At 70.6% G+C, this 23,538-nt stretch carries 31 protein-coding genes, 1 pseudogene and 1 riboswitch; of the genes and pseudogenes, 24 read left to right on the top strand and 8 right to left on the bottom strand.

What is annotated here, in order from left to right; translation table 11 throughout:
- Nucleotides 1-182: 182 nt before the first annotated feature.
- From ACQ86L_RS12960 to ACQ86L_RS12935, 6 genes are all read left to right on the top strand, one after another.
- The gene (locus ACQ86L_RS12960) at nucleotides 183-491 is read left to right on the top strand and encodes a PTS sugar transporter subunit IIB (protein ID WP_434315762.1); all 309 of its coding nucleotides are present in this window, start codon (nucleotides 183-185) and stop codon (nucleotides 489-491) included.
- A gap of 63 nt (nucleotides 492-554) precedes the next feature.
- Nucleotides 555-821: an HPr family phosphocarrier protein gene (locus tag ACQ86L_RS12955; protein WP_345838673.1), complete on the top strand. Its 267-nt coding sequence runs from the start codon at nucleotides 555-557 to the stop codon at nucleotides 819-821.
- A gap of 2 nt (nucleotides 822-823) precedes the next feature.
- Complete coding sequence (gene ptsP / locus ACQ86L_RS12950; protein ID WP_434315761.1) at nucleotides 824-2,527, top strand: phosphoenolpyruvate--protein phosphotransferase; 1,704 nt, start codon at nucleotides 824-826, stop codon at nucleotides 2,525-2,527.
- A 30-nt stretch (nucleotides 2,528-2,557) separates the two neighbouring features.
- Nucleotides 2,558-4,171 carry a PTS mannitol transporter subunit IICB gene (locus tag ACQ86L_RS12945; protein WP_434315760.1) on the top strand — a complete coding sequence of 538 codons (1,614 nt, stop codon included), beginning with the start codon at nucleotides 2,558-2,560 and terminating at the stop codon, nucleotides 4,169-4,171.
- On the top strand, nucleotides 4,168-4,605 hold the full coding sequence (locus ACQ86L_RS12940) for a PTS sugar transporter subunit IIA (RefSeq protein WP_369961651.1): 438 nt from the start codon (nucleotides 4,168-4,170) through the stop codon (nucleotides 4,603-4,605). Before ACQ86L_RS12945 ends, ACQ86L_RS12940 begins: the two co-directional genes overlap by 4 nt.
- A 13-nt stretch (nucleotides 4,606-4,618) precedes the next feature.
- Entirely contained in the window at nucleotides 4,619-5,770 is a 1,152-nt protein-coding gene (locus tag ACQ86L_RS12935; RefSeq protein WP_434315759.1) for a mannitol-1-phosphate 5-dehydrogenase, read from the top strand.
- Nucleotides 5,771-5,788: 18 nt separating this feature from the next.
- On the opposite strand, the gene ACQ86L_RS12930 is transcribed toward ACQ86L_RS12935, so the two are convergent.
- Entirely contained in the window at nucleotides 5,789-6,364 is a 576-nt protein-coding gene (locus ACQ86L_RS12930) for an RBBP9/YdeN family alpha/beta hydrolase (protein WP_434315758.1), read from the bottom strand.
- A 136-nt stretch (nucleotides 6,365-6,500) separates the two neighbouring features.
- Between ACQ86L_RS12930 and ACQ86L_RS12925 the strand changes: the two genes are divergently transcribed.
- The 10 genes and pseudogenes from ACQ86L_RS12925 to ACQ86L_RS12880 all read left to right on the top strand — a co-directional run bounded on the left by ACQ86L_RS12925 (nucleotide 6,501) and on the right by ACQ86L_RS12880 (nucleotide 12,983).
- A complete protein-coding gene (locus ACQ86L_RS12925) occupies nucleotides 6,501-6,785 on the top strand; it encodes a hypothetical protein (RefSeq protein ID WP_434315757.1) in 285 nt (94 codons plus the stop codon).
- A complete protein-coding gene (locus tag ACQ86L_RS12920) occupies nucleotides 6,782-7,141 on the top strand; it encodes a hypothetical protein (protein ID WP_434315756.1) in 360 nt (119 codons plus the stop codon). Before ACQ86L_RS12925 ends, ACQ86L_RS12920 begins: the two co-directional genes overlap by 4 nt.
- The gene (locus ACQ86L_RS12915) at nucleotides 7,132-7,722 is read left to right on the top strand and encodes a hypothetical protein (RefSeq protein ID WP_434315755.1); all 591 of its coding nucleotides are present in this window, start codon (nucleotides 7,132-7,134) and stop codon (nucleotides 7,720-7,722) included. The genes ACQ86L_RS12920 and ACQ86L_RS12915 overlap by 10 nt, the downstream gene beginning before the upstream one ends.
- A complete protein-coding gene (locus ACQ86L_RS12910; RefSeq protein WP_434315754.1) occupies nucleotides 7,656-8,645 on the top strand; it encodes a hypothetical protein in 990 nt (329 codons plus the stop codon). The genes ACQ86L_RS12915 and ACQ86L_RS12910 overlap by 67 nt, the downstream gene beginning before the upstream one ends.
- A 26-nt stretch (nucleotides 8,646-8,671) precedes the next feature.
- Entirely contained in the window at nucleotides 8,672-9,184 is a 513-nt protein-coding gene (locus ACQ86L_RS12905; protein ID WP_434315753.1) for a hypothetical protein, read from the top strand.
- 185 nt (nucleotides 9,185-9,369) lie between these two features.
- Nucleotides 9,370-9,762 carry a hypothetical protein gene (locus ACQ86L_RS12900; RefSeq protein WP_434315752.1) on the top strand — a complete coding sequence of 131 codons (393 nt, stop codon included), beginning with the start codon at nucleotides 9,370-9,372 and terminating at the stop codon, nucleotides 9,760-9,762.
- 86 nt (nucleotides 9,763-9,848) lie between these two features.
- Entirely contained in the window at nucleotides 9,849-10,961 is a 1,113-nt protein-coding gene (locus ACQ86L_RS12895) for a type III polyketide synthase (RefSeq protein ID WP_434315751.1), read from the top strand.
- Complete coding sequence (locus tag ACQ86L_RS12890; RefSeq protein WP_434315750.1) at nucleotides 10,958-11,497, top strand: isoprenylcysteine carboxyl methyltransferase family protein; 540 nt, start codon at nucleotides 10,958-10,960, stop codon at nucleotides 11,495-11,497. Before ACQ86L_RS12895 ends, ACQ86L_RS12890 begins: the two co-directional genes overlap by 4 nt.
- Nucleotides 11,494-12,536, top strand: a pseudogene (locus ACQ86L_RS12885) (NAD(P)/FAD-dependent oxidoreductase). Before ACQ86L_RS12890 ends, ACQ86L_RS12885 begins: the two are co-directional and overlap by 4 nt.
- 93 nt (nucleotides 12,537-12,629) lie before the next feature.
- A complete protein-coding gene (locus ACQ86L_RS12880) occupies nucleotides 12,630-12,983 on the top strand; it encodes a ParB family protein (protein WP_434315749.1) in 354 nt (117 codons plus the stop codon).
- A gap of 73 nt (nucleotides 12,984-13,056) precedes the next feature.
- Here ACQ86L_RS12880 and ACQ86L_RS12875 read toward each other — a convergent pair whose 3' ends face one another.
- From ACQ86L_RS12875 to ACQ86L_RS12865, 3 genes are all read right to left on the bottom strand, one after another.
- Nucleotides 13,057-14,604, bottom strand: a complete 1,548-nt coding sequence (locus ACQ86L_RS12875) for a beta strand repeat-containing protein (RefSeq protein ID WP_434315748.1) — start codon at nucleotides 14,602-14,604, stop codon at nucleotides 13,057-13,059.
- 92 nt (nucleotides 14,605-14,696) lie between these two features.
- Nucleotides 14,697-15,497 carry a hypothetical protein gene (locus ACQ86L_RS12870; RefSeq protein ID WP_434315747.1) on the bottom strand — a complete coding sequence of 267 codons (801 nt, stop codon included), beginning with the start codon at nucleotides 15,495-15,497 and terminating at the stop codon, nucleotides 14,697-14,699.
- Between the two features lie 214 nt (nucleotides 15,498-15,711).
- Entirely contained in the window at nucleotides 15,712-16,929 is a 1,218-nt protein-coding gene (locus tag ACQ86L_RS12865) for an MFS transporter (protein WP_434315746.1), read from the bottom strand.
- A gap of 134 nt (nucleotides 16,930-17,063) precedes the next feature.
- Between ACQ86L_RS12865 and ACQ86L_RS12860 the strand changes: the two genes are divergently transcribed.
- Nucleotides 17,064-17,516 (top strand): MarR family winged helix-turn-helix transcriptional regulator, encoded by a 453-nt coding sequence (locus ACQ86L_RS12860; protein WP_370055478.1) that lies wholly within the window; start codon nucleotides 17,064-17,066, stop codon nucleotides 17,514-17,516.
- A gap of 136 nt (nucleotides 17,517-17,652) precedes the next feature.
- Nucleotides 17,653-18,006 (top strand): nuclear transport factor 2 family protein, encoded by a 354-nt coding sequence (locus tag ACQ86L_RS12855; RefSeq protein ID WP_345838692.1) that lies wholly within the window; start codon nucleotides 17,653-17,655, stop codon nucleotides 18,004-18,006.
- Between the two features lie 18 nt (nucleotides 18,007-18,024).
- Here the strand turns inward: ACQ86L_RS12855 and crcB are convergent, their stop codons facing one another.
- The 3 genes from crcB to ACQ86L_RS12840 all read right to left on the bottom strand — a co-directional run bounded on the left by crcB (nucleotide 18,025) and on the right by ACQ86L_RS12840 (nucleotide 19,497).
- Entirely contained in the window at nucleotides 18,025-18,402 is a 378-nt protein-coding gene (gene crcB / locus ACQ86L_RS12850) for a fluoride efflux transporter CrcB (RefSeq protein WP_434315745.1), read from the bottom strand.
- The gene (locus ACQ86L_RS12845; protein WP_434315744.1) at nucleotides 18,399-18,848 is read right to left on the bottom strand and encodes a fluoride efflux transporter FluC; all 450 of its coding nucleotides are present in this window, start codon (nucleotides 18,846-18,848) and stop codon (nucleotides 18,399-18,401) included. The genes crcB and ACQ86L_RS12845 overlap by 4 nt, the downstream gene beginning before the upstream one ends.
- Before the next feature lie 20 nt (nucleotides 18,849-18,868).
- A riboswitch (Fluoride riboswitch) is annotated at nucleotides 18,869-18,942 on the bottom strand.
- The gene (locus ACQ86L_RS12840; protein WP_345838695.1) at nucleotides 18,943-19,497 is read right to left on the bottom strand and encodes a universal stress protein; all 555 of its coding nucleotides are present in this window, start codon (nucleotides 19,495-19,497) and stop codon (nucleotides 18,943-18,945) included.
- A gap of 102 nt (nucleotides 19,498-19,599) precedes the next feature.
- On the opposite strand from ACQ86L_RS12840, the gene ACQ86L_RS12835 reads away from it, so the two are divergent.
- The 5 genes from ACQ86L_RS12835 to ACQ86L_RS12815 all read left to right on the top strand — a co-directional run bounded on the left by ACQ86L_RS12835 (nucleotide 19,600) and on the right by ACQ86L_RS12815 (nucleotide 22,302).
- Nucleotides 19,600-20,031 carry a phage holin family protein gene (locus ACQ86L_RS12835; protein WP_434315743.1) on the top strand — a complete coding sequence of 144 codons (432 nt, stop codon included), beginning with the start codon at nucleotides 19,600-19,602 and terminating at the stop codon, nucleotides 20,029-20,031.
- Nucleotides 20,028-20,231: a hypothetical protein gene (locus ACQ86L_RS12830; protein WP_434315742.1), complete on the top strand. Its 204-nt coding sequence runs from the start codon at nucleotides 20,028-20,030 to the stop codon at nucleotides 20,229-20,231. Before ACQ86L_RS12835 ends, ACQ86L_RS12830 begins: the two co-directional genes overlap by 4 nt.
- Nucleotides 20,221-21,201: a YihY/virulence factor BrkB family protein gene (locus ACQ86L_RS12825; protein WP_434315741.1), complete on the top strand. Its 981-nt coding sequence runs from the start codon at nucleotides 20,221-20,223 to the stop codon at nucleotides 21,199-21,201. The genes ACQ86L_RS12830 and ACQ86L_RS12825 overlap by 11 nt, the downstream gene beginning before the upstream one ends.
- A gap of 70 nt (nucleotides 21,202-21,271) precedes the next feature.
- Nucleotides 21,272-21,631 carry a YciI family protein gene (locus ACQ86L_RS12820; protein WP_434315740.1) on the top strand — a complete coding sequence of 120 codons (360 nt, stop codon included), beginning with the start codon at nucleotides 21,272-21,274 and terminating at the stop codon, nucleotides 21,629-21,631.
- Complete coding sequence (locus tag ACQ86L_RS12815; protein ID WP_434315739.1) at nucleotides 21,628-22,302, top strand: NUDIX domain-containing protein; 675 nt, start codon at nucleotides 21,628-21,630, stop codon at nucleotides 22,300-22,302. The genes ACQ86L_RS12820 and ACQ86L_RS12815 overlap by 4 nt, the downstream gene beginning before the upstream one ends.
- Before the next feature lie 19 nt (nucleotides 22,303-22,321).
- On the opposite strand, the gene ACQ86L_RS12810 is transcribed toward ACQ86L_RS12815, so the two are convergent.
- Nucleotides 22,322-22,942, bottom strand: coding sequence for a LysE family translocator (locus tag ACQ86L_RS12810; protein ID WP_434315738.1), 621 nt, complete (start codon nucleotides 22,940-22,942; stop codon nucleotides 22,322-22,324).
- Between the two features lie 82 nt (nucleotides 22,943-23,024).
- Between ACQ86L_RS12810 and ACQ86L_RS12805 the strand changes: the two genes are divergently transcribed.
- A complete protein-coding gene (locus ACQ86L_RS12805) occupies nucleotides 23,025-23,480 on the top strand; it encodes an Lrp/AsnC family transcriptional regulator (protein WP_434315737.1) in 456 nt (151 codons plus the stop codon).
- Nucleotides 23,481-23,538 lie beyond the last annotated feature (58 nt).

The following is a 23,538-nucleotide window of genomic DNA, read 5'->3' as shown; positions in this document are numbered from 1 at the left end:
CCGGTTCCGAGTCAATCACGACCACGGCGCGGACGGAGGTGTCCCAGCGGCTGTTTCCGCACCCCCAGGAAGAAACCCTCCTGGCCCCCACCCGGGCGTCAGGACGAGCATGGTCACGATCCACCGGACCACCCGATCCACCCGTTTCACCCGTTCGTGCACCACCGAAAGGCATGAGGTCGATGAAGATCATGGTTGTCTGCGGCGCCGGCGCCTCCAGCACCTTCGTCGCCGTGAAGCTGCGCACCGCCGCGGCCGCCCGTGGGATGAGCGTGCAGGTCGCCGCGGGCAGCGCGAGCCAGCTCGACTCGCTCGCCGCGGTGGACGTCGTCCTCGTCGGCGCGCACCTGGAGGCCGCCGTCCCCGGGCTGCGCGCCCGTGCCGCCGCCACCGGGACCGCCGTCGCCGTCCTGCCTCCCGTGTCGCCTGCCGCGCTCGACGGCGCGCTCGCGCTGGATCTGGCCCTCAACGCGAAGGCCGGGGCACGATGAGAGCCACTGGCACCGCGGAACCGCGGCGTACCGTGCCAATCGACAACGAAGGAGACCGGAACAATGGCTGAGCGGATCATCACCGTCGGATCGACCCACGGGCTGCACGCCCGTCCTGCCAAGCTCTTCGTGGAGGCCGTCGGCGCCTCGGGCGCGAAGGTGTCGCTGTCGAAGGAGGGCGGCCGCACGGTCGACGCCGGCAGCATCCTCGGCGTCATCTCGCTGGGCATCGACCACGGCGACAAGATCGTGCTGACGACGGACGCGACCAACGGCGAAGCCGTCCTCGACGACCTCGCCGAGATCCTCACCACGGACCACGACGCCTGATCATGTCCGAGACCACAGACCAGACAGCAGCGACGACGCAGCTGACCGGAGCCGGCATCGGCCAGGGCATCGCCCTCGGCCGCGTGCTCCGCATGTCGGACCCGCTGCCGGAGCCGGACACGACGCCGAGCACCCGCACCCCGGAGGAGGAGAAGGCCCGCGTCGCGCAGGCCGTCGCGACCGTGGCCGCCGACCTGCGCGAGCGCGCGGGCCGCGTCACCGGCACCGCGGCGGACGTGCTGGAGGCGCAGTCGATGATGGCGGAAGACTCCTCCCTCGCCGACGACGTGGCGTCCCGCATCGACGGCGGCACGACCGCCGAGCGCGCGGTGTTCGAGGGCTTCGGCGTGTTCCGCGACATGCTCATCGGCCTCGGCGGCTACATGGGCGAGCGCGCGACCGACCTGGACGACGTGGCCCAGCGGGTGATCGCGGCGTTGGAGGGCCGGCCCGCGCCGGGCGTCCCGGAGTCCGACGAGCCGTACATCCTGGTCGCCCGCGACCTCGCGCCCGCCGACACGGCGCTGCTCGACCTGACCAAGGTCCTCGGTCTCGTGACCCGGGAGGGCGGCCCGACCTCCCACACGGCGATCCTGGCCCGCGAGAAGGCGATCGTCGCGATCGTCGGCGTCGCCGGAGCGGACGACTTGGCCGCCGGCACCGAGGTGATCCTCGACGCCGGGGCCGGAACCGTGTCCGTCGCCCCGAGCGCGGCGCAGTCCGACGACGCCCGCCGCCGCATCGCCGAGCGGGAGGCCGCCCTCTCCGGCGGTCTGGAGCCCGGCGCACTGGCCGACGGCACCGCGATCCCGCTGCTGGCCAACCTCGGCTCGGCCGACGGCGCGCAGAAGGCGGTCGACGCGGGGGCGGAGGGCGTCGGCCTGTTCCGCACCGAGTTCCTCTTCCTGGACGCGCGGATGGCGCCGACCGTGGAGCAGCAGCGCGAGCAGTACGTGAAGCTGCTGCAGGCGTTCCCCGGCAAGAAGGTCGTCGTGCGGGTGCTCGACGCGGGCGCGGACAAGCCGCTGGAGTTCCTCAACGACGCGCACGAGGACAACCCGGCGCTGGGCCTGCGTGGCATCCGGGCGCTGCGCGCCAACGAGGACATCCTCCGCGAACAGCTCACCGCCCTCGCCGAGGCCGACAGGCAGACGAAGGCCGACCTGTGGGTGATGGCCCCGATGGTCGCGACGGTCGAGGAGACCCGCTACTTCATGCAGCTGGCCGGCGAGTTCGGGCTGAAGACCGTGGGCGTCATGGTCGAGGTCCCGTCCGCTGCGCTGCTGGCCGACCGGGTGCTGCGGGAGGCCTCCTTCGCCTCCATCGGCACCAACGACCTCACCCAGTACACGATGGCCGCCGACCGCCTCCTCGGCTCGGTCGCCGGCTTCCAGGACCCGTGGCACCCGGCCGTCCTCCGCCTCGTCGGCGAGGTCGGCGCGGCCGGAGCAGTGCACGGCAAGCCGGTCGGCATCTGCGGCGAGGCCGCAGCCGACCCGCTGCTCGCGGTGGTTCTCGTCGGACTCGGCGCGACCACCCTCTCGATGTCGCCCGCGGCCCTCGCCGACGTGCGGCTGTCCCTCACCCGTTACACCCTCGACCAGGCGAGAGCCCTGGCCGAGGCAGCACTGGCCGCCGATGGCGCGGCCGAAGCCCGGGAGGCCGTCCGAACCACGGCCGCCGGGTTCGCCCAACCACCTGCCTAGGCAGGACCGACACAGAAACGAGGCACCATCATGACATCGGCGACAGCGACGACGCCGAAGCAGCCCAGCAGCGCTCGCGTCCACGTGCAGCGCTTCGGGACCTTCCTCTCGAACATGGTCATGCCGAACATCCCGGCGTTCATCGCCTGGGGGTTCATCACGGCCCTCTTCATCGCCACCGGCTGGCTTCAGAACACCGGCTGGGCGATCAGCGGAATCCTGGGCGGCTTCGGCGATCAGGCCAAGATCGGGTGGAGCGGCGCGGCCACCGTGCTCGCTCAGGACCCGAGCGGCCACACCTTCCAGCAGTACGTGGGCCTCGTCGGCCCGATGATCACGTACCTGCTGCCGCTGCTGATCGCGAACACCGGAGGCCGCATGGTCTACGGCGTCCGCGGCGGCGTGGTCGGCGCCATCGCCACGATGGGTGTCATCGTCGGCTCCAACATCCCGATGTTCATCGGCGCCATGATCATGGGCCCGCTCGGCGCCTGGGTCATGAAGCACGTCGACCGGATCTGGGAGGGGAAGATCAAAGCCGGCTTCGAGATGCTGGTCAACAACTTCTCCGCCGGCATCGTCGGAATGCTTTTGTCGATCGGCGCCTTCTTCGGGATCGCGCCGCTCGTCGAGTGGCTGAGCTCCGTCCTGAGCAACGCGGTCAACTGGCTGGTCACGGCGCACCTGCTGCCGTTCGCGAGCCTCCTGATCGAGCCGGGCAAGGTGCTGTTCCTCAACAACGCCATCAACCACGGCGTGCTCACCCCGCTCGGCATCGAGCAGGCGCAGCAGCAGGGCAAGTCGATCCTGTTCCTGCTGGAGGCCAACCCCGGCCCCGGCTTCGGCATCCTGATCGCGTACTCGATCTTCGGCCTCGGCATCGCCAAGGCGAGCGCCCCGGGAGCCGCGCTGATCCAGTTCGTCGGCGGCATCCACGAGATCTACTTCCCGTATGTACTGATGAAGCCGATGATCGTCATCGCGGCGATCCTCGGCGGCATGACCGGCATCGCGATCAACGTGACCTTCAACTCGGGCCTGCGCGCTCCGGCCTCGCCCGGATCCATCATCGCCGTGCTGATCCAGTCGCCGGCCAACAGCATCGTGGGCGTCACGCTCTCGGTGATCGGCGCCGCGACGGTCTCGTTCGTGGTCGCCTCGATCATCCTGCGGGCCAGCCGCAAGCGCGACCTCGCCAGCGGCAACGCGGGCGACCTGCACGCCGCGGTCGCGCAGACCGAGGCCAACAAGGGCAAGGAGTCCTCGATCCTGGAGGGCCTGGTCCAGGAGGGCGAGCACGACACCGGCGACGCGCAGGGCGACGCCACCGAACGACTGGTGCGCAACATCGTCTTCGCATGCGACGCTGGGATGGGCTCGTCCGCGATGGGCGCGTCCGTGCTGCGGAACAAGATCAAGAAGGCCGGCGTGGAGGGGGTCACGGTGACGAACCAGGCCATCAGCAACCTCGACGGCACGGCCGACCTGGTGATCACGCAGCGCGAGCTCACCGACCGGGCCAAGGGTCAGTCGCCGGACTCGCTCCACGTGTCCGTCGACAACTTCATGAACAGCCCCAAGTACGACGAGGTCGTCGACCTCGTCGCGAAGCAGCAGACCGTTACGGAGGACGCCACCAAATGACCGACACGATTCTCGACCGGGCGAACGTCGTGGCCGCGGGCACCGCGACCACGCGGGAGGACGCGATCCGGGAGGCGGGTGAGCTGCTCGTCAGGGCGGGCGCCGTGCAGCCGGGTTACGTCGACTCGATGGCGCAGCGCGAGGCCACCGTCTCCACCTTCATGGGGAACGGCCTGGCCATCCCGCACGGCACCAACGAGTCCAAGGACGAGATCGTGCGTTCGGCGCTCTCCTTCATCCGCTACTCCTCGCCGCTCGACTGGGGCGGCGAGGAGGTGCGGTTCGTCGTGGGCATCGCCGGCAGGAACAACGAGCACCTCGACATCCTGAGCAAGATCGCCATCCTCTTCTCGGAGGAGGACGACGTGCAGCAGCTCATCGACGCGCCGGACGCGGACGCCCTGTTCGCGCTGCTCGGCGACGTCAACGACTGAGACGGGGGCTCGCATGAAAGCCGTCCACTTCGGCGCGGGCAACATCGGGCGCGGCTTCGTGGGGCTCCTGCTCCACGAGGCCGGGTACGAGGTGGTGTTCGCGGACGTCAACGCCGAGCTGATCGACGCGCTCGACGCGGCGGACTCGTACGAGGTCCACCTCGTCGGGGACGACGCGGAGACCAAGACCGTGACCGGCTTCCGGGCGATCAACAGCGCCACCGCGGAGGACGCGCTGGTCGCGGAGATCGCGACCGCGGACGTGGTGACCACCGCCGTCGGCCCGCGCATCCTGCGCTTCGTCGCGCCGGTGATCGCGCGCGGGCTCGCCGCCCGGGCCTCCGACGCCCCCCGTCTCGCGGTGATGGCCTGCGAGAACGCCATCGGCGCCACCGACCTCCTCGCGGCCGAGCTGATGGACGGCCTCCCCGACGACGACACCCGCGACGAGCTGGCCACCCGCGCAGTCTTCGCGAACACGGCCGTCGACCGGATCGTGCCGGCCCAGGCGCCGGACGCGGGCATCGACGTGACGGTGGAGACCTTCTACGAGTGGGTCGTGGACCGCAGCCCGTTCAACGGGAACGTGCCGCCGATCCCCGGCGCGCACTTCGTCGACTCGCTGGGTCCGTACATCGAGCGCAAGCTGTTCACGGTCAACACCGGGCACGCCACCGTCGCCTACACCGGCTTCCTGGCGGGCGCGACGATCATCAGCGAGGCGATCGGCATCCCGTCGGTGCTCGCGGCGACGGAGGCCGCGCTGACGGAGACGTCGGCCGCGCTCAGCGCCAAGCACGGGCTCGACCCGGAGGAGCTGGCCGCCTACCGCGCGAAGATCCTGAACCGCTTCCGCAACCCGTACCTGGTGGACGAGGTGACCCGCGTCGGCCGCGAGCCGCTGCGCAAGCTCGGCCGCAACGACAGGTTCGTGGGCCCGGCCGCCGACTACGTGCAGTACGTCGGCGGCATCCCGGAGGCGCTGCTCGCCGCGATCGGCGCCGCGCTGCGCTTCGATGTGCCGGAGGACACGCAGAGCATGGAGCTGCAGCAGCTCCTCCAGCGCGCCGACCCGGAGGACATCGTGGACGACGTCATGGGCGTGCAGCGGGGCGAGGCGCTGTTCGAGCCGCTGGTGGAGGTCGTGCGCGGCGCCGGGCGCTGAGCGTTCCGCCGTCGCCGCCTAACGCGGGACGATCGTGGCCGTCGGATCGAGACACCAGTCGAGAACCGACGGCCACGTCCCGTATCCGGACGCGGGCGTGAGGTGCCCGCCGCCCGGGATGATCGAGAGCGGGAGGCCGAGCGGTCCGGCGAAGACGGCGGCCGCCCCCTCCGGGTTGCACGGGTCCGCGTCGGACGCGACGATGCGCGTCTCGGCCGCAGGGCGGGACGGTTCGAGGGCGGCGAACGCGGCGACCTCCGGGTTCGCGCGCAGGTAGCCGGGCGACGGCGGCGCCACGAGGAGGACGCGCTCGACGGATGACCCGGCCTCCGTGTCGTCCGGCCGTGCGCCGAGCCAGAGCATCGCACTCAAGCTGTGGGCGATCACGGTCACCCGCGCTCCGCCCTCCGCCGCCTCCGCGAGGGCCGCCGCCGCGGCCTCCCGCCACGCGTTCAGGTCCGGCTGCGCGGCGTCCGGGAGCTGCGGGTAGGCGACGCGCTCGCCACGCTCGTGGAGCGCCGCGGCGAGTTCGTACTGCCAGTGCCCGGGAGGCCGGAAGTTGTCCCAGCCGTGCAGGATCAGGAAGGCGCGCATGAAGGTGAGCGTAGCGGGCGGGCGCGCATGGGCGTTCGTTCATTAGTCATGCGCGCATTGAAACTGCACCTGAGACATGTAAGATTTGACAATCACGAGCGGCAACCACGCTCGGTCAACGCAGCGGTGGGGGCTCATGTCGTCTGGGAAAGTCAGTTCGAGCGTTGTCGACGCCGATGCCACCGTCCACGAGTTGCTCGGAATCAACACCTCCGGTCACGCGGATCAGCAGGTCAGCTTCGGTGGGACCAACGGGATCTCCGGGATGGACGCCGGCCGTGACGTCACGAATCAGCTGTTCCAGACGATCACGCAATTCTGTTCCGCTGTGTTGGGGCAGGCGAACAAGTTCCCCGAACTCGCCCGCAGCATCGAAAAGCGTGACCTCGCCGACGCCGAGCGGTGGGAGGGTGCCGAGTGAGTGCGGACAGGAGCGCGAACGAACGCTTCCGACTCAGCGCCGAAATCGCGCATGTCGAGCGGCGAGAGGACGAGTTTTCCGAGCTCCGGGACGCGTATGAACGGTCGTTGGAGCAGTTCCGGCAGCAGTTTCACTCGGTGACCCGCCGATTGGAGTCCGCGCTCGCTCGCGACCCGCACTCCAGCGGCACCGCGCGACAGGAGCACGAAGCCCAGCACGAGTTGCTCTTTCACGTCGATCGGTACGTCCAAGAGTCGGTGGAAGAGCTGGCGTGGACGAGCACACAGGTGAGGATGTCTCTCGACGATGAGCGCGAGCGCCTGATTCGCGAGAGGAATGCGTTGCCATGGGAGTGAAGTTCGGCGTCGACGATTCGAGCAACCTCATCAGCGCGATGCGCAACAACGTCTCGATCGCGAACACGATCATCGATCGATTAAGGGCCGGGTCGCAGCATCTGATTTCCCATCTCGACACCGGCGTGTTGCAAGGCGCCGCCTACACGGCCGGGCGTGGGCTGTTCAGCGAACTGATCCTTCCCGCCATCGGGAAACTGGGAGAGGCCATCGACGACATTCAAGCCGAGCTCAGGTCCTACGAGCACGCGCATTCCGTCGTGGCGGAGCACGGCGATCTTGATCTGGACCATCTGCGGGCAGCCTTGGCGAGCGCGGAAGAACAGCTCCGTCTCACCGAGGACCAGCTCGAACGGAACAGGGAGTTCTTCACCCAGGTCCAGGCCTTCTTCACCGGCGAGCTGCCCTCCTCCATCTGCAGAACCAGGCGCTCGAGCGACTCGCGGAGCGCCTGGAGCACACCATCCGCGACCACAAGACCAAGATCGAGAAACTCGAATGGTTCGTCGCGGACGTGTCGAACTACTTCTCCGACAGCGTGCAGGTCCTGCAGCTCGCGACGCGGGCTGCGATCGAGTTGAACAAAGTGGCGGTCGAAGCGGACGGAACGTATTACACGAACGGCGTGAACCTGGCCCTGATTCGGCAGTTGAACGGTGCGGAGGTAACCACCCGCGAAAGCTCGATCGAGACGCTCATGGAGCTGTACGGCTTCACCAAGGAAGAGGCCGCAGCGATCCTCCTCGCCGAACGCCTGTACCTCCGGTCGGGTGAGCATTCCGATGAGCACGAATTCCTCGCGATGATGGCATCGCTCTGCGACAGCTATCGCGCGACGCGGTGGACGCTCACAGCGGGGACCGCTTCACTGGAGCACGCACGAGAGTACTTCGCCGGTCTGGGTCTCACCGCGAAAGACATGAACGCGTTGGTCGCAGCACTCAATCGCCAGCACGCCGAAGCGAGCAGCTCTGGCAGCAAAGACTTCGCGCACGAGATGGTCGGCCTGGCGATCTTCACCGCGCCTCGCGGAGTAACCCCTGCAGGGATCATGGACCTCCTGCTGGCCGGGCAGCTCGACGAATTCTCAAGCTACAAGGGCGACGTCACCTCGACTCGATTCGGCCGCGACGATATGCAGTCCGACACCGACATGATCAACATCCACCGACGCTCCCTGAACCCCGGTGCCACCGTGCTGCAAGCGATGAGCAACTACAACAGCGAACTCGCCAGCGGAGACACCAACAGAGCCCAAGAACTCATCGACTCGCTGGGTGGCGGAGACTTCGACCAACTCAGGAGCGTGCTGACGAAAGAGGTGGAGTCGTACAACCTCGGAGACGAAGTGATGAACGACCACCTACGCACTCAGATGGCATTTGCAGCGACGTACGAACTTGACTTGGACGCCCTCACCGGAGAACTCGAAAAGTACGAAGAACTCAAGAATGGCGGCCTCGAAGCATACCTGAGCTTCTTGAAAGAAGAGCTGTCCAGATGAAACACGGAGCGCAGCGTCGGATCGCGTTGGCTCTTCTCACCGCAGCCGCGGGGACGGTGACCGTCAGCATCCTGGCATCGTGTGGACTATCCGACCCCGATTACAGGAAGCCACACCTTCTCGGCTTGGAGGAGCACTGCGAACGCGTGACTTCTCTCCTGGCGCCAGAAGGTATCAGCGCTCACTGCGACAAACATCGTTGGGCCACCATAGACGACGCCGGTGTCGCGTACTCCTTCAGCGACGACGGGATCGAGCAGATCGAAACCGACGTTGCCTCCATCAGGATTGTCGCCACCGCATTCCACGTAAAGGTGACAGTCATAACGGTGATGGTTGGCGGCGGTTACGATGCCCCCAAGGCAAAGTATGATATGCGAAACATGTCGGCTCCTCGTGCGTTCTACTGGGGTGATGATCTCGACTGGGTGCAACGCACGATCGAAGCGTCAATCTCCACGCAGGAAATGAAGGCGCTCGTCGAACAGGCCGAGCACTACCAGCAGCTCGTAAGGACCGAGCTCGACAACCTGCGATGAGGATAGACCCGGGGCTTCTTGCAAGGCGAGCTGCCGAGATGAAAACCAGACGTTGGCGTCGCTTCACGACGACTCTGTTGGCCGCAGCGACAGGGGTGGCAACCATCAGCCTCTTGGCATCGTGTGGCCTATCGGATCTAGAATACGGGCCTTACCTTCGAGGATTGGAGAAGCACTGCGAACAAGTGACTTCGCGTCTGGGGTTAGAAGGCATCAATGCTCACTGCGACGAAAATCCTCGGGTCGTCATTGAAGACGCTGGTGTCAAATACACCCTCACCGAGCATGGAATGCAATCGGTTGCAACAGACGTTGCGTTCCTCACGCACCTCGGCACGATCAAGGGCGGGAAGATCGCATCCTTCACAATCATGGTGGGCGGCGGCTACGACGCACCCAAAGCAAGCTATCCCATGAGCGATCTCTCCAAACCCAGCGCCTACTACTGGGGCGACGACCTCGACTGGGTCCAACGCACAATCGAAGCCTCAATCTCCACCCAAGAAATGAAAGCGCTGGTCGAGCAGGCCGAGCACTACCAGAAGCTCGTCAGGGCCGAACTCGACAACCTGAAATAGGACTGCGACCGCGCACCCAGCCGAACCGGTCTGACAGTTCACCGCGACCTCACTCCCGGGAACCACCCCGGTGGTACGTTTCGCATGTGAGCCGTATCGTCGCCGTGGCGCCCGTGCTGCCCGCCCGCAGCTACAGCCAGGGCGAGATCACCGCCGCGCTCCTGGCGATGATCACCAGCGACCCGGCGCGGCAGGCCGTCATGCGGCGCATCCACGCCGCCAGCGGGGTCGAGACGCGGAGCCTCGTGATGCCGCTCGAGCGGTACAGCTCGCTCGCGTCGTTCCGGGAGTCCAACGACTTCTTCATCGCCGAGGGCACCACGCTCGCCGAGCGCGCCGTGACCCAGGCCCTCGCGACCGCGGGCCTGCGCGCCACCGACGTCGACTACATGCTCTTCACCTCCGTCACCGGGATCGCCGCCCCTTCCATCGACGCCCAGCTCGTGCAGCGGCTCGGGATGCGTCCCGACGTCAAGCGGCTGCCGAGCTTCGGGCTCGGCTGCGTCGCCGGCGCGGCCGGGATCGCCCGCGTGCACGACTACCTGGCCGGGCATCCCGGCGAGATCGCGGTGCTGCTCTCAGTGGAGCTGTGCTCGCTGACCGTGCAGGCGCGCGACGACTCGATGGCCAACATCGTCGCGAGCGGGCTCTTCGGGGACGGCGCCGCGGCGGTCGTGATGGCGGGCGACGACCGTGCCCGCGAGCTCGGCCTCCCCGGCCCGGAGATCGTGGACACGCGCAGCCGCATCTACCCGGACACCGAGGACGTGATCGGCTGGGACATCGGCGGCACAGGCTTCCGCATCGTCCTGAGCGCCGGGGTGCCGGACGTGATCGATCGCAACTTCGCCGGCGACGCCCGCGGCCTCCTCGCCGAGCACGATCTGGAGGTGTCGGACGTCAGCGCCTGGGCCGCGCATCCCGGCGGCCCGAAGGTGCTGGAGGCCTTCGCCCGCTCGCTCGACCTGCCGGCGGACGCCCTGGAGGCGAGCTGGCGGTCGCTGGCGCGCGTCGGCAACCTGTCGTCGGCGGCGGTGCTGCACGTGCTGGCCGAGCAGTTGGACGCCCATCCGGCCGGGACGGTCGGGCTGCTCTTCGCGCTCGGGCCCGGCGTGACCAGCGAGCTGGTGCTGCTGCGGTGGGCGGCGGGGACGGAGGCAGCGGACACCGCCTCGCGCACGATCGGCTCGGCCGCGTGATCTGGTACACCGTCCTCATCCTCGCCACCGGCGCCGAGCGGATCGCCGAGCTCGTGGTCTCCGCGCGGAACGCCCGCTGGTCGTTCGCCCGCGGCGGCGTCGAGTACGGTCGAGCGCACTTCCCGCCGATGGTCGCCCTCCACACCGGCCTCCTGCTCGCCTGCCTGGCGGAGGTCTGGCTGCTCGACCGGCCGTTCCTGCCGTGGCTCGGCTGGCCCATGCTCGTGCTCGTCCTGGCGAGCCAGGCGCTGCGCTGGTGGTGCATCGCGACGCTCGGCCCGCGCTGGAACACGCGCGTCATCGTGGTCCCCGGCCTCCCGCTGGTCGAGCGCGGCCCGTACCGGTGGCTGCACCACCCGAACTACGTGGCCGTCGTCGTGGAGGGGTTCGCGCTCCCGCTCGTGCATACGGCGTGGATCACCGCTCTCGCCTTCACCGCGCTGAACGCGGTGCTGCTGCTGGGCTTCCGGCTCCCGTGCGAGAACCGGGCGCTCGCCTCCCTCGCCGCCGCATCGGCCTCCTCCGCGTCCGCATGACGACGGCCGAGCTCGTCGTGGTCGGCGGCGGGCCGATCGGCCTGGCGTGCGCCATCGAGGCCCGGCTGGCGGGCATGGACGTCGTCGTGGTGGAGCCCCGCGACGATCCGATAGACAAGGCCTGCGGCGAGGGCCTCATGCCGGGCGCCCTCGCGGCCCTCCACCGCATCGGGGTCGACCCGCCCGGCCACCGGCTCGACGGGATCGCCTACCTGGACGGCGCGCGACGCGTCGAGCACCGCTTCGCCGAGCGGCCCGGACGCGGCGTCCGCCGCACGGTGCTGCACCGCGAGCTGGCGCGCCGCGCCGCCGAACTGGGGACGCCGGTCGTCCGCGGACGCGTGGCCGCGCTGGCGCAGCGCAGGGACGGCGTGGAGCTGAGCCTCGCCGCCGGGGAGACGATCGACGCCCCGTGGGTGATCGCCGCGGACGGCCTCCACTCCCCCGTCCGGCGGCTGCTCGGGCTGGAGGGGCGCGCGCAGCACCCCGTCCGCCGGCGGTACGGGCTGCGCCGGCACTACGGAGTCGCGCCGTGGACCGACCTGGTCGAGGTGCACTGGTCCCCCTCGTGGAGGCCTACGTGACACCCGTGGACGACCGCACTGTCGGCGTCGCCGTGCTCGGCCCGCGCCCGCTCGACCAGGAGGCGGCGATCGCCGCGATCCCGGAGCTCGCCGGCCGCCTGGCGGGTGCGGAGCCGGTGTCGGACGCGCGCGGCGCCGGACCGCTCCTGCAGCGCTCGCGCTCCCGGGCGGCGGGCCGCGTGCTGCTGGCCGGGGACGCCTCCGGGTACGTCGACGCGCTCACCGGCGAGGGGATGCGGGTGGGGTTCGCGCAGGCGCGCGCCGCCGTCGCCGCGGTGCGGGCGGGGAACACCGAGCAGTACGAGCGGGCGTGGCGGGCGACGACGCGGGACTTCCGGATGCTGACGACCGGGCTGGTGGTCGCCGCCCGGTCGCCGTTCCGTCCGCGGATCGTGTCGACCGCGACGGCGCGGCCGCAGCTCTTCGGCGCGATCGTCGAGCGCCTGTCGCGCTGAGGCGGCTTTTCGGTCCCTCTCTGGTCTCCTGCGGCATCATCACGTAGTATGTTGCCGGTAGATGACACATGCGGTATTTTGCGAGGTGCGTTCGTGACTCTTCAAGACCTCTCCCCGGCCATCCAGGCCATCCCGGACGTGCGGGCGGAGCCCCCGCTCGCGGATGAGCGTCCGACGGAGACGCCCGACAGGCCGACCGCCGTCGCCGACACCTTGACCACAGCCAGGAAGACGACGGTCACGTTCTACCTGTCCGAGACGCTGCGCAACCGCGCCCGCGCGGCCTACCGCTCGACCTCCTTCGAGGAGAGGGACAGCAGCTGGTCCGAGATGCTGAACAAGGCCCTGATCGCGGAGGTCGAACGGCGGGAGGCCGAGTACAACCGCGGGGAGATGTTCACCGCGAGCGAGGCGCCGCTGACGCCGGGGCGCCCGATCGGGTTCTGAGCGGGGGCGGACGCACGGCGATGGGCCGGGCCGGTCCTCCGACCGACCCAGCCCCGTCGCGTGGTGCGCGTCGTCACCGCGTGCGGTGGCGGCGCTCCCTGTTCGCGGCTCCGAAGAGCAGCACGGTTCCGAGCATCGCCAGCAGTGCGGCGATCGACCCGAAGGCCAGGGCGTCCGAACCGGTGGACGCCAGCATGGAGGCCGTCGGTCCGGTGGAGCCGAGCGAGGTTTCGCCCAGCATGGACGAGCCCAGCGCGGTTTCGCCCAGCGCGGTTGCGCCCACAGCGGTGGTGGCCACCATGGCCGGGTCGGTCAGGGTCCCGGTCGTGGCTCCGAGCGCTGCGGTACCGCCGGCCTGACCCGTCCCCGTGATCGTCGTACCGGACGCGACCGGAGTGGTCACGGCACCGGTCGTCGCGCTCCCGCCGACAGCGATGGCGTCGGCGCCCACTGCGATCGGAAGCGCGACACCGATCGGCGCCTGACCACCGCCGAGGATGCTGCCGGCGCCGGAGAGGACACCGCCCGCACCCGAGGTCGTCAGACCCGACGCGGCCGGGGCCGGAGCGCCCGCCGCGGGCATGCTCGCGGCGCCGGTGGTGGCGGCGTCACCCAGGACCGCCACCGAGTTGCCGGAAGCGGTCACGGGAGCGGTCGCGTTCACCGGAACCTGCGCACCCGAGCCCACACCGTTCGCGCCCGAGGTGGTCGCACCCGAGGTCGAAGGAGCGCCAGCCGACGTCGGAGCGGACGAGGACGACCCGCCACTGCTCGCGTCACCCAGGACCGCAACCGAGTTGCCGGAAGCGTTCACCGGAGCCGAAGCGGCGACCGGCGCCTGAGCACCCGACAGCACACCACCCGAGCCGGAGGTGGTCAGACCCGAAGCCGCCGGAGGTGACGATGCCGGGACGCTCGAAGCCGTCCCGCCACTGCTCGCGTCGCCCAGCACGGCCACCGAGTTGCCGGTAGCGTTCACCGGAACCGACGCAGAGATCGGCGCCTGAGCACCCGAGCCCACACCATCCGAACCCGAGGTGGTCAGCCCCGAAGCGGGAGCAGCAGAGGTGCCGGACGCCGGAGCACCCGAACCTCCGCTCGTCGCATCCCCCAGCACCGCCACCGAGTTGCCGGAAGCGTTCACCGGAACCGACGCGGCGACCGGCGCCTGAGCACCGGCCAGCACGCCATCCGATCCCGAGGTCGTCGCGGGCGCGGCAGCCGCGGGCGCAGGTGCCGCGGCCGCCGGCGCGGTGGCGCTGGTCGCGTCGCCCGCCGCACTCACCGCGTTCCCGGACACCGTGACCGGTACGGGCACGGTGAGCAGGGCCTGGTCGCCGCCGGCGACGGACCCGAGTCCGCTGGTGGTGGCGGTTGTCGGCGCCGGCGCTGCCGGAGCGGCGGACGTGCCGGAGGCGGTGGAGTCGCCGAGCACGGCGATCCCGTTCCCGGTGACGGTCACCGGCGCCGTGACGCCGATCGCGGCCTGGTCGCCGGACGCGATGCCGCCGGATCCTGTCGTGGTCGGTGGTTCCGCGGCGTTCGCGGCCGCGGTGCCGGCGAGCCAGAGCCCGCCGACGCAGAGGGTGAACCACAACCCTCTGGAAACGTACTTGTTCATCGTTCAGCCTTTCGAGTGAGTGTCGGACTCCCGGTCGGGAGTTCGGGTTCCGTGTCCGCGCCGCGCATGTGCGCAGGGCGGAAGGAACCCACTCAGTCGGGGCTGATGTCGTGATCGAAGACGGGTGAAGTCGTGAGGTCGTCGTCCGCGGGGATACCGGCGCGGACGCCCAGGGCGGTCCCGGGTGAGGCGCTTCCGCCGAGCGCGGCCACTCCTGAGCCGTGACCGCCCGCCTGGACACCACTCGCACTCGTGCCGAGCACACCCGAGGGAGTCCCCGGCACGGGCACGTCGGAGTCGCCGTGCGGGGCGTCGGCGAGTAGCGCGGAGGGCGCACCGAAGGCCGGCGCGGAGGCCGGCGAGTGCGAAGAAGCGGGGGCGCGCGCAGTGCCCGCCGCAGTCACGCGAGCGACGGCCGGCTGGACGTCGACCGACGGGGCGGCAGACTGCTCGCCCGCGGGCGCAGCGCCGACGGGGACGGCAAGCGGCTGGACGGTGTCCGCCACGACTCCCGCGACGACCGCGAGGACGCCGTCAGCGGCGGCCGCGATCGGCGCGGTCAGCGTGCCGACGGGGTGGTTCGCGAGCAGCGACGTCACCGGGGCGAGCGGCGCGGCGAGCGTGCGCACCAGGCCGAGCGTCAACGAGGTCTGCGGGGCGGGAGCCGGGGAGGCAGGGGCCTCGGGGGCCTGTGCAGATGCCCCGGAGGCGGTCGCCGTCGCGGCCCCGCCGCCCGACGCGGGCGTCGCAGCAACAGGAGCCACCAGCTCCACCGGCGCCGCCACCACACGATCAGCCGCGTCGGCAACGGGGCTCACCACGGCCTCCACCGGCGCGGCGCCCGCCGCCTCCCGCACGTCGCTCGCCACCGGCTGGACGACCTGCCCCGCCACGTCCGCAACGGGAACCGGGGCCGCAGGGGCCACCGACGCAACGGCCGCAACCACTCCGCCCAGCGGGCTCGGCGCAGGCGGTTCCGCCGCGTTCGCCGTGCCTCCCCCGAAAAGCATCCCCAGCGCGACGATGCCACCGCCGAGGACGAGGGATCCGATCACAAGCCGCGCGGGACCGAGAGAGGAGCGCCGCTCAGGCACATCCACCACACGATCACCCCCTGATCGTCGGCCTTCCGTTCGAGACAGCTGCGAGTGTACGCCCCTGTCTACGGGACCGGAAGCGTCCGGCTCGACCGGCCGCCGCGACCGCGACGACGGCGAGGGCCGCGACGGTCATCGCCGCGCCGACCCAGAGCGGGGACGCGTAGCCGAGCCCGGCCGCGATGGTGAGGCCGCCCAGCCAGGCGCCGAGCGCGTTGCCGACGTTGAACGCGGCGATGTTCGCCCCGGAGGCCAGCGTCGGAGCGGCGTCGGCCGATCGGAGTACGCGGAGCTGGAGGCCGGGGACCGTCGCGAAGCCGAACGCCCCCATCAGCACGAGGGCGACGACCGCGGCGACCGGCTGGGCGGCGAGCAGCGCGAACGCGGCGAGGATGACCGCGAGCACGGCCAGCACGACCAGCAGCGTCCCGTCGATCGAGCGGTCGGCGAACCGGCCGCCGATCGCGTTCCCGGCGAACAGGCCGAGCCCGAACAGGATCAGCAGCCACGGGACCGCGGCCGCGGGGAAGCCGGAGAGCCCGGTCAGGGTGTAGGCGATGTAGGTGAACGCCCCGAACATCCCGCCGAAGCCGAGGACGGTCGCCGCCAGCGAGAGCCAGAGCTGGCCGGAGCGGAAGGCCCGGAGCTCGGTGCGGAGGCCGGACGCCTGGGCGGACGTCGCGGGGCCTCCCGGCACGAGCACGGCGACGCCGACCAACGCCAGCACCCCCACCACGGTGATCGCCCAGAAGGTCGACCTCCAGCCGAACTGCTGGCCGAGCAGCGTCCCGAACGGCACGCCGAGGACGTTGGCGGCGGTCAGACCGGTGAACATGATGGCGATGGCCCGCGCCTTCCGGCTGGGGTCGACCAGGCTCGCGGCGACCACCGAGCCGATGCCGAAGAAGGCGCCGTGGCAGAGGGCGGCGACGAGGCGTCCGGTGAGCATCGTCGGGTAGTCGGTGGCCAGGGCGGAGATCGCGTTGCCGAGGATGAACAGCACCATCAGCCCCAGCAGCACCGTCTTGCGCGGGAGGCGGGTGACGGCGGCGGTCAGGCCGATCGCGCCGGCGGCGACGGCGAGCGCGTAGCCGGAGATGAGCCAGCCGGCCGCGGCGGCGTCGACGTGGAAGTCGGCGGCCACCTCGGGCAGCAGGCCGGCGATGACGAACTCGGTGAGGCCGATGCCGAAGCCGCCCAGCGCGAGGGCGATCAGGCCTGCAGGCATGAGAACTCCTGGGAAAGTCGGGGATGGGAGGGCGACCGCGTACACTAAGTACTTGCAGACGCGTCCTAAATAGTTGCACATGCAATTACTTTTCGCAAGCACGAGCCACGAACCGAGCACCGAGGAGACCGCACATGGGCATCGCCGACGACGCCGTCGAAGTGCGCGCACAGGGCTGGCGCACCCTCGCCGCCCTCCACAACTTCATCGAGAACGAGCTGGAGAAGGCGCTCTCCCGCGCGGCCGGCCTCTCCGTCGTCGAGTACACCGTGCTCGACGCGCTCAGCCGGCAGGACGGCTGGCACATGCGCATGCAGCAGCTCGCCCGCGCCAGCGCGCTGAGCCCGTCCGCGACCACCCGGCTGGTCAACCGGCTGGAGGAGCGCGGCCTCCTGACCCGCATCGACTGCCTGGACGACCGGCGCGGCATCTACACCGAGCTCACCTCCGGCGGCCACGAACTGCTCGACAGCGCCCGTCCGGTGCACGACGACGCGCTGGAGGCCGCCCTTCAGGAGGCGCACAGCATCCCCGAGCTCGCCCCGCTCCTCGACGCCCTGCCGCAGCTCGCCCTCGCCCGGAGCTGACACTCTCGCCGAGGGGCGCCTTAACGCCCCTGAAACGGGCCGGTGGGGCGTTTGCGCGCCCTTCGGCGGGGTCGCGCAGATGCGGCGCGCTGTCAAGTCTGGCGGGCTCGCCTGGCCTGGGCGTATAACGGGGGGCATGGCCGACGCGATCACGACCTGGATCGACCGCTATCGCCGCGCGTGGGAGACGAACGACCCGGACGACATCCGGGCGCTCTTCACCGAGGACGCGAGCTACCGCACCGAGCCGTTCGCCGAGCCGTGGGACGGCCACCTCGAGATCGTGGAGGGCTGGCTCGACGCGCAGGACGACCCGGGCTCGGTCGACTTCGAGTGGCGGCTGCTCGGCCAGGACGGGGCGCAGTACTTCGTGGAGGGCGTCACCGACTACCACGACGGGCCGACCTACTCGAACCTGTGGGTGGTGGTGCTGGCCGCCGACGGCCGCGCCGAGGAGTTCACCGAGTGGTGGATGGAGCAGCAGGCCTGAGCCGGCGCCCGACGCCGCTCAGAGCAGGCCGCCCAGCCAGAGCCCCAGCCCCGCCGCGGCGAGCGCGAGGATCAGCATCCCCGCGCCGTTGAACAGCGCCGCCCGGTACCTCCGCTGCTGCGCCAGCCGCACGGTCTCGTAGCTCGCGGTGCTGAACGTCGTGTAGCCGCCGAGGAACCCCGTGCCGAGGATGGCGCGCCACTCGGGCGGCAGGCCGTGCGCGAGCGCCAGCCCGGTGACGAGCCCGAGCAGGAACGACCCCGTCACATTGATGACCGTGGTGCCGAACGGGAAGTTGATCCGGAACCGGCTGCGCAGCACCCCGTCGAGCACCAGCCGCGCCACCGCTCCGAGGCCGCCCGCGACAGCGACGGCGAGCACCAGCAGCGGCGTCACTCGGCCGCCCCCGCCCGGCGCGCACGTCGCCTCCCGAGCGCAGCGGCCGCCGCGATCCCCGCGACCGACGCCAGCGCGCCGATCAGGATCGTCGCCACCGCGTACCCGATGCCGCCGCCGGGGTTGTGCGCCGCGAACAGCCCGTCCGTGTCCACCGCGAACGAGCTGTACGTCGTGTACCCGCCGAGGATGCCGGTGCCGGCGAACAGCCGCAGGTCACGGCGCCGCCCGGCGTCCGGTCCGCGCAGGGCCAGCGCCTCCAGCAGCCAGCCGAGCACGAACGCGCCCGTCACGTTGATGACGAGCGTGATGAGCGGGATGCCGGCCACGGTCGGCACGGCGGCCGACAGCAGGTAGCGCACCGTGGTGCCGATCGCGCCGCCGGCGAAGACGAGCAGGACGGAGCGCCAGTGCAGGTGCACCGGCAGCGGGGTTCTCGCGGACACGCGGCATCCACCCTTCAGAACGAAGCGCAGGAACTATCAGCGACCGTCGCGGTTCGGGCCGTCGGCCCCGGCGAGATCCATCGCCGCTGGACCACTATACCGGCGGGTCCTCCCACGGCAGCGCCTGCGACCCGCTGACCGGCGCCAGCGGCACCACGATCACGGGCCGGTGCTGCCGGTGCGCCAGGTGCACCGCGACCGAGCCGTTGAAGAACTCGCGGAGGCTGCCGCGCAGGCCCGCCTCGCGTGTGCCGACCACGATGTACCGCGCGTCCATCTCGTCCGCGAGGCGGGCGAGCGCCCAGGCCGGGTCGCCCGCGAGCTGCTTGAGCGAGTACGGGACGCCGCGGCCGTTCAGCGTCGTGCGGATGTCGGCCTCCAGCTCGGCGTCGAACGTCTCGTCCTCCACCTCGGGGAGGTCCGGGTCGTACGGCAGCGCGACGACAGTGCCGTCCACATAACTGGAGACCAGGTACCGGTTCGGGTCGACGTTGGCGCACACCAGCGGGACGTCCAGGTCGTCGGCGAGCCGCGCCGCCGCGTCGAGCACCGCGGTCGGCTGACCGGGGACGACCGCGACGAGCACTCCCCCGGGTCTGATGCCGGCCGATCCGCCGCCGCCCGCGCCATTGCCGCCGATGCCGCTCATGCGACTAGTGTGCACTATCCCGTGGGCCACGCGGAGACGGCACTCCCTTGGCTCGCCCCCAGTGGTGGGGTACGTTCGGACGCGAACCCAGGGAGGCCATGCATGACCGAGAACAAGGCCGCGCTCCCCCGCGAGCGCCGCCGGACCACGCGCGGACTGCGCCCGCTGCCGGAGCTGACGCGCGACGCAGCAGCCCAGCTCAAGCGGCTGCTCAGCGCCGAGCTGGCCCTGTTCAAGGCCGAGATGACGGCGAAGGCGAAGGCGGCCGGGGTGGGCGTCGGCCTCCTGGTCGGCGCCCTGGTGTTCGTGTTCTTCGCGCTCGGCGTCCTCGTCACGGCCGCGGTGTTCGCGTTCGCGCTCATCGTCCCCGGCTGGCTCGCGGCACTCATCGTCGCGGGCATCCTGATCGTGCTGGCGATCATCGTCGCCCTCATCGGCCGCGGCATGCTGAAGCGCGGGATGCCGCCGGTCCCGGAGGACCTCGGGCCGGAGCTGAAGGCCGACGTCCAGGCGTTGAAGGGGGAGCAGCCGTGAGCGGCAAGGGGATGAACACGCTGAAGCTCGAACTGGAGGAGACCCGCGACCAGCTCGCCGGGACCCTCGACGACATCTTCGCCACCTTCAACGTGCGCGTGCAGATCCGGTCGCACCCCGTCGCCGCCGCGGCGGTGTTCCTGGCGGTGCTGGCTGGCGCCGCCGCTCTCGTGGCGCGAGGGATCGCGCGTGGCCGCTGAGGCCTCCCGGCCCCGTCTGCCGTGGGGCTACATCCTCAAGCGCACGCTGCGCAGCTTCGGCCAGGCGTCGTGCACCGACCTCGCGGCGGGACTCACCTACTTCGGCGTGCTGTCGCTGTTCCCGGCGATGATCGCGCTCGTCAGCGTCCTCGGCCTGGTCGGTCAGAGCAAGTCGGGCATCGACGCGCTGTTCCAGATGGTCGACCAGCTCGCGCCGGGGATGCTCACCGTCGTGCGCGCCCCCATCGAGAACCTGGCCGCCTCCCCCGCGACCGGGATCGCCCTCGTCGTCGGCACCATCGGTGCGATCTGGTCGGCGTCCGGGTACGTCGGCGGCTTCGGCCGCGCGCTCAACCGCATCTACGACGTGCGGGAGGGCCGCACGTTCTTCGCATTGCGCCCGGTCCAGCTCGGGGTCACGATCGCCGCCCTCGTGCTCATCTCGGTCGTCGCCGTCCTGCTCGTGATCTCCGGCCCGATCCTGCAGGCGCTCGGCGACGCCCTCGGCATCGGGGACGCCGCCAAGACCGCGTGGTCCATCCTCCGTTGGCCGGTCGTGGTGTTCGCGCTCGTGCTGCTCGTCGCACTGCTGTACTCGGCGACGCCGAACGTGCGGCAGCCGCGCTTCCGCTGGCTCACTCCCGGAGCCGTCGTCGCGATCGTGCTCCTCGGCGTCGCGTCGGCGCTGCTGGCCTTCTACGTGGCGAACTTCGGCAACTACGACAAGACCTACGGCACGCTGGCCGGGATCATCGTGTTCCTGCTCTGGATCTGGGTCGCGAACGTCGTCCTCCTGCTCGGTGCGGTGTTCGACTCGGAGATCGCCCGCGCCCGCGAGCTGATGGCCGGCAAGGAGGTCGAGCAGGGCCGCGCGCTGCCGCTGAAGTCGGACAAGCTGATCGTCAAGGCTGAAGACGCGGATGCGGCCGACATCCTGGCGGCGCGGGCGATCAGGCGCCGATACCGCTGAGCGCCCCGCGGGCCCTGTCGATTCGGCGGCGCGCGGTTCGACGTCCTGGTGACGACAGAGAGGATCACTCATGGCCCAGTTCGCCATCTTCATCTACGGAAACGGCGTCGCCGGCAGCCCTGAGGAGCTCGCCGAGCACGACCGGCACTCGGAGGACCTGATCGCCGACGGCTCGCTGACCGCCGCGTTCGCGCTCGCGCCGTTCACGGAGGCGACCTCCGTCCGCGGCGACGGCGTCACCGACGGACCGTACACCGAGAGCAAGGAGATCATCGCGGGCATCGGCATCGTGGAGGCCGCCGACAAGGCGGCCGCACTCGCGATCGCCCGCCGCAACCCCGCCACCTGGCAGGGCGGCGGCGTGGAGGTCCGCGAGATCGTCGGCTCGTACATTCGCGCGGGAGAAAGCTCCGATACCCTCCTGCCATGAGCGGTGAGGGATCGACGGAGCACGACGCGCGACCCGGGCACGACGTCCCGGACAGCAGAGGGCGCACCGGGCTGCACCGCACCGGGCGTTCGGCCACCGGCAACCCCGCCGTCCGCGTCACCGACGTGGAGGTCGTGTCCGACGGCTGGCACGTCCTCCGCCGGACCACCTTCGACTACCGCGGGCGCGACGGCGCGTGGGTGACGCAGTCGCGGGAGACCTACGACCGCGGCAACGGCGCGACCGTGCTGCTGTACGACCCCGCCGCGCGCACGCTGCTGCTCACCCGGCAGTTCCGCCTCCCGGCGTACGTCAACGGCCACCCCGACGGGATGCTGGTGGAGGCCGCGGCCGGCCTCCTGGACGGGGACGCCCCCGACGAGGCGATCCGCCGCGAGGCCGCCGAGGAGCTGGGCGTGCGGGTGGGCGACCTCCGCCACCTGTTCGACCTGTACATGAGCCCGGGCTCGGTGACCGAGCGCGTCCACTTCTACGCGGCCGAGTACCGGCCGGGCGAGATCGTCGGCGGGGGCGGCGTGGCCGAGGAGGGCGAGGAGATCGAGCCGGTCGTCGTGGGATATGACGAGGCACTGGCGATGGTCGCGGACGGGCGGATCGTGGACGGGAAGACCGTCATCCTGCTGCAGTGGGCGGGGTTGAACCTGTTCTGAGGGTTACGGTCGACGCTCGTCAGTGCTGCAGGAACCGCTCCACCAGCAGGCTCACCCCGATGAGCACCATCATCGCGCCGGACAGCTTCCCCACCACCGCGAGAGCGCGCGGCCGGGACCGCAGCAGCCGGCGGGCGAGCAACGCGACCAGCGTGTAGATGACCGCGATATCGACCAGCTGGATCGCACCGAGCACCAGCATCTGGATGGCCGGCGCCATCCCGGTCGGCGACGTGAACTGCGGCAGGAGTGCGAGCAGCAGCAGGAGGCCCTTGGGGTTGAACCCGGAGACTCCCGCGCCGCGGAGGAACTGGGAGGTCGCGCTCCCGACGATCGGCTCGCCGTGCGGCCCAACCGGCTCGGCGCGCTTGAGGAGGGCGGTGACCCCGAGCCAGATCAGGTACGCGCCACCGCCGAGCGTGAGCGCGGTGAGGACCACCGGGAACCGCGTGACGAGCGCGCCGACACCGAGCGCGACCGCCGCGATGACCAGTGCGTAGGCGGTCAGCATCCCGAGGATCGAGGGTGCGGCGGACTTGGCGCGTACGCCGGCGCCGATGATGTAGGCCCAGTCGGCGCCGGGCGTCAGCGTGAGCAGGACGGCGATCGTCCAGAACTGCGCGACCAGTGCGGGATTCATGTCGCAGAAGCTACGGCAATAGTTGCGAAAGGTGCTTCGCAATCTGCGACGGAAACGCCGAAACAGCGGGAGAATAGTTCACATGGACAGCCTCGACCGGGAGATTCTCTCAACCCTCCAGCAGGACGGCCGCATCAGCGTGACGGAACTGGCCTCCCGGGTCGGGCTGAGCCTGTCGGCGTGCCACCGCCGGGTCCGCGAACTGGAGCAGACGGGCGTCATCGAGCACTACCGCGCGGTGGTGTCGCCGACCGCGGTCGGGCTGACGTTCGAGGCGATCGTGTTCGTGACGGTCAGCCGCACCGACCCGGACACGGTCGGCGCGTTCGAGGAGGCGGTGGTCGCCATCCCGAACGTGATCGAGGCCGAGCGCCTCTTCGGCGACCCGGACTACATGTTGCGCATCCTGACGCCGAGCCTGGCGGCCTACCAGGAGCTGTACGACGGCGAGCTCGGCGGGCTGCCGGGGATCCAGCGGATGACGTCGACGCTGGTGATGAAGCGTCTGGGGTCGGGGGTGGCGGTGCCGTTGCCGTAAGAGCGGTGGCCGATTCGGCACGAATGGCGTGATTGCCTTGCTCACAGCCGCGATTCGT

Origin of the sequence: Leifsonia sp. P73, assembly GCF_051059105.1 — a bacterium.
In the GTDB taxonomy this organism is placed as follows: Bacteria; Actinomycetota; Actinomycetes; order Actinomycetales; family Microbacteriaceae; genus Leifsonia.
Note: the sequence above shows the minus strand (reverse complement) of the source record. Positions and strands in the feature narration are given on the sequence as shown.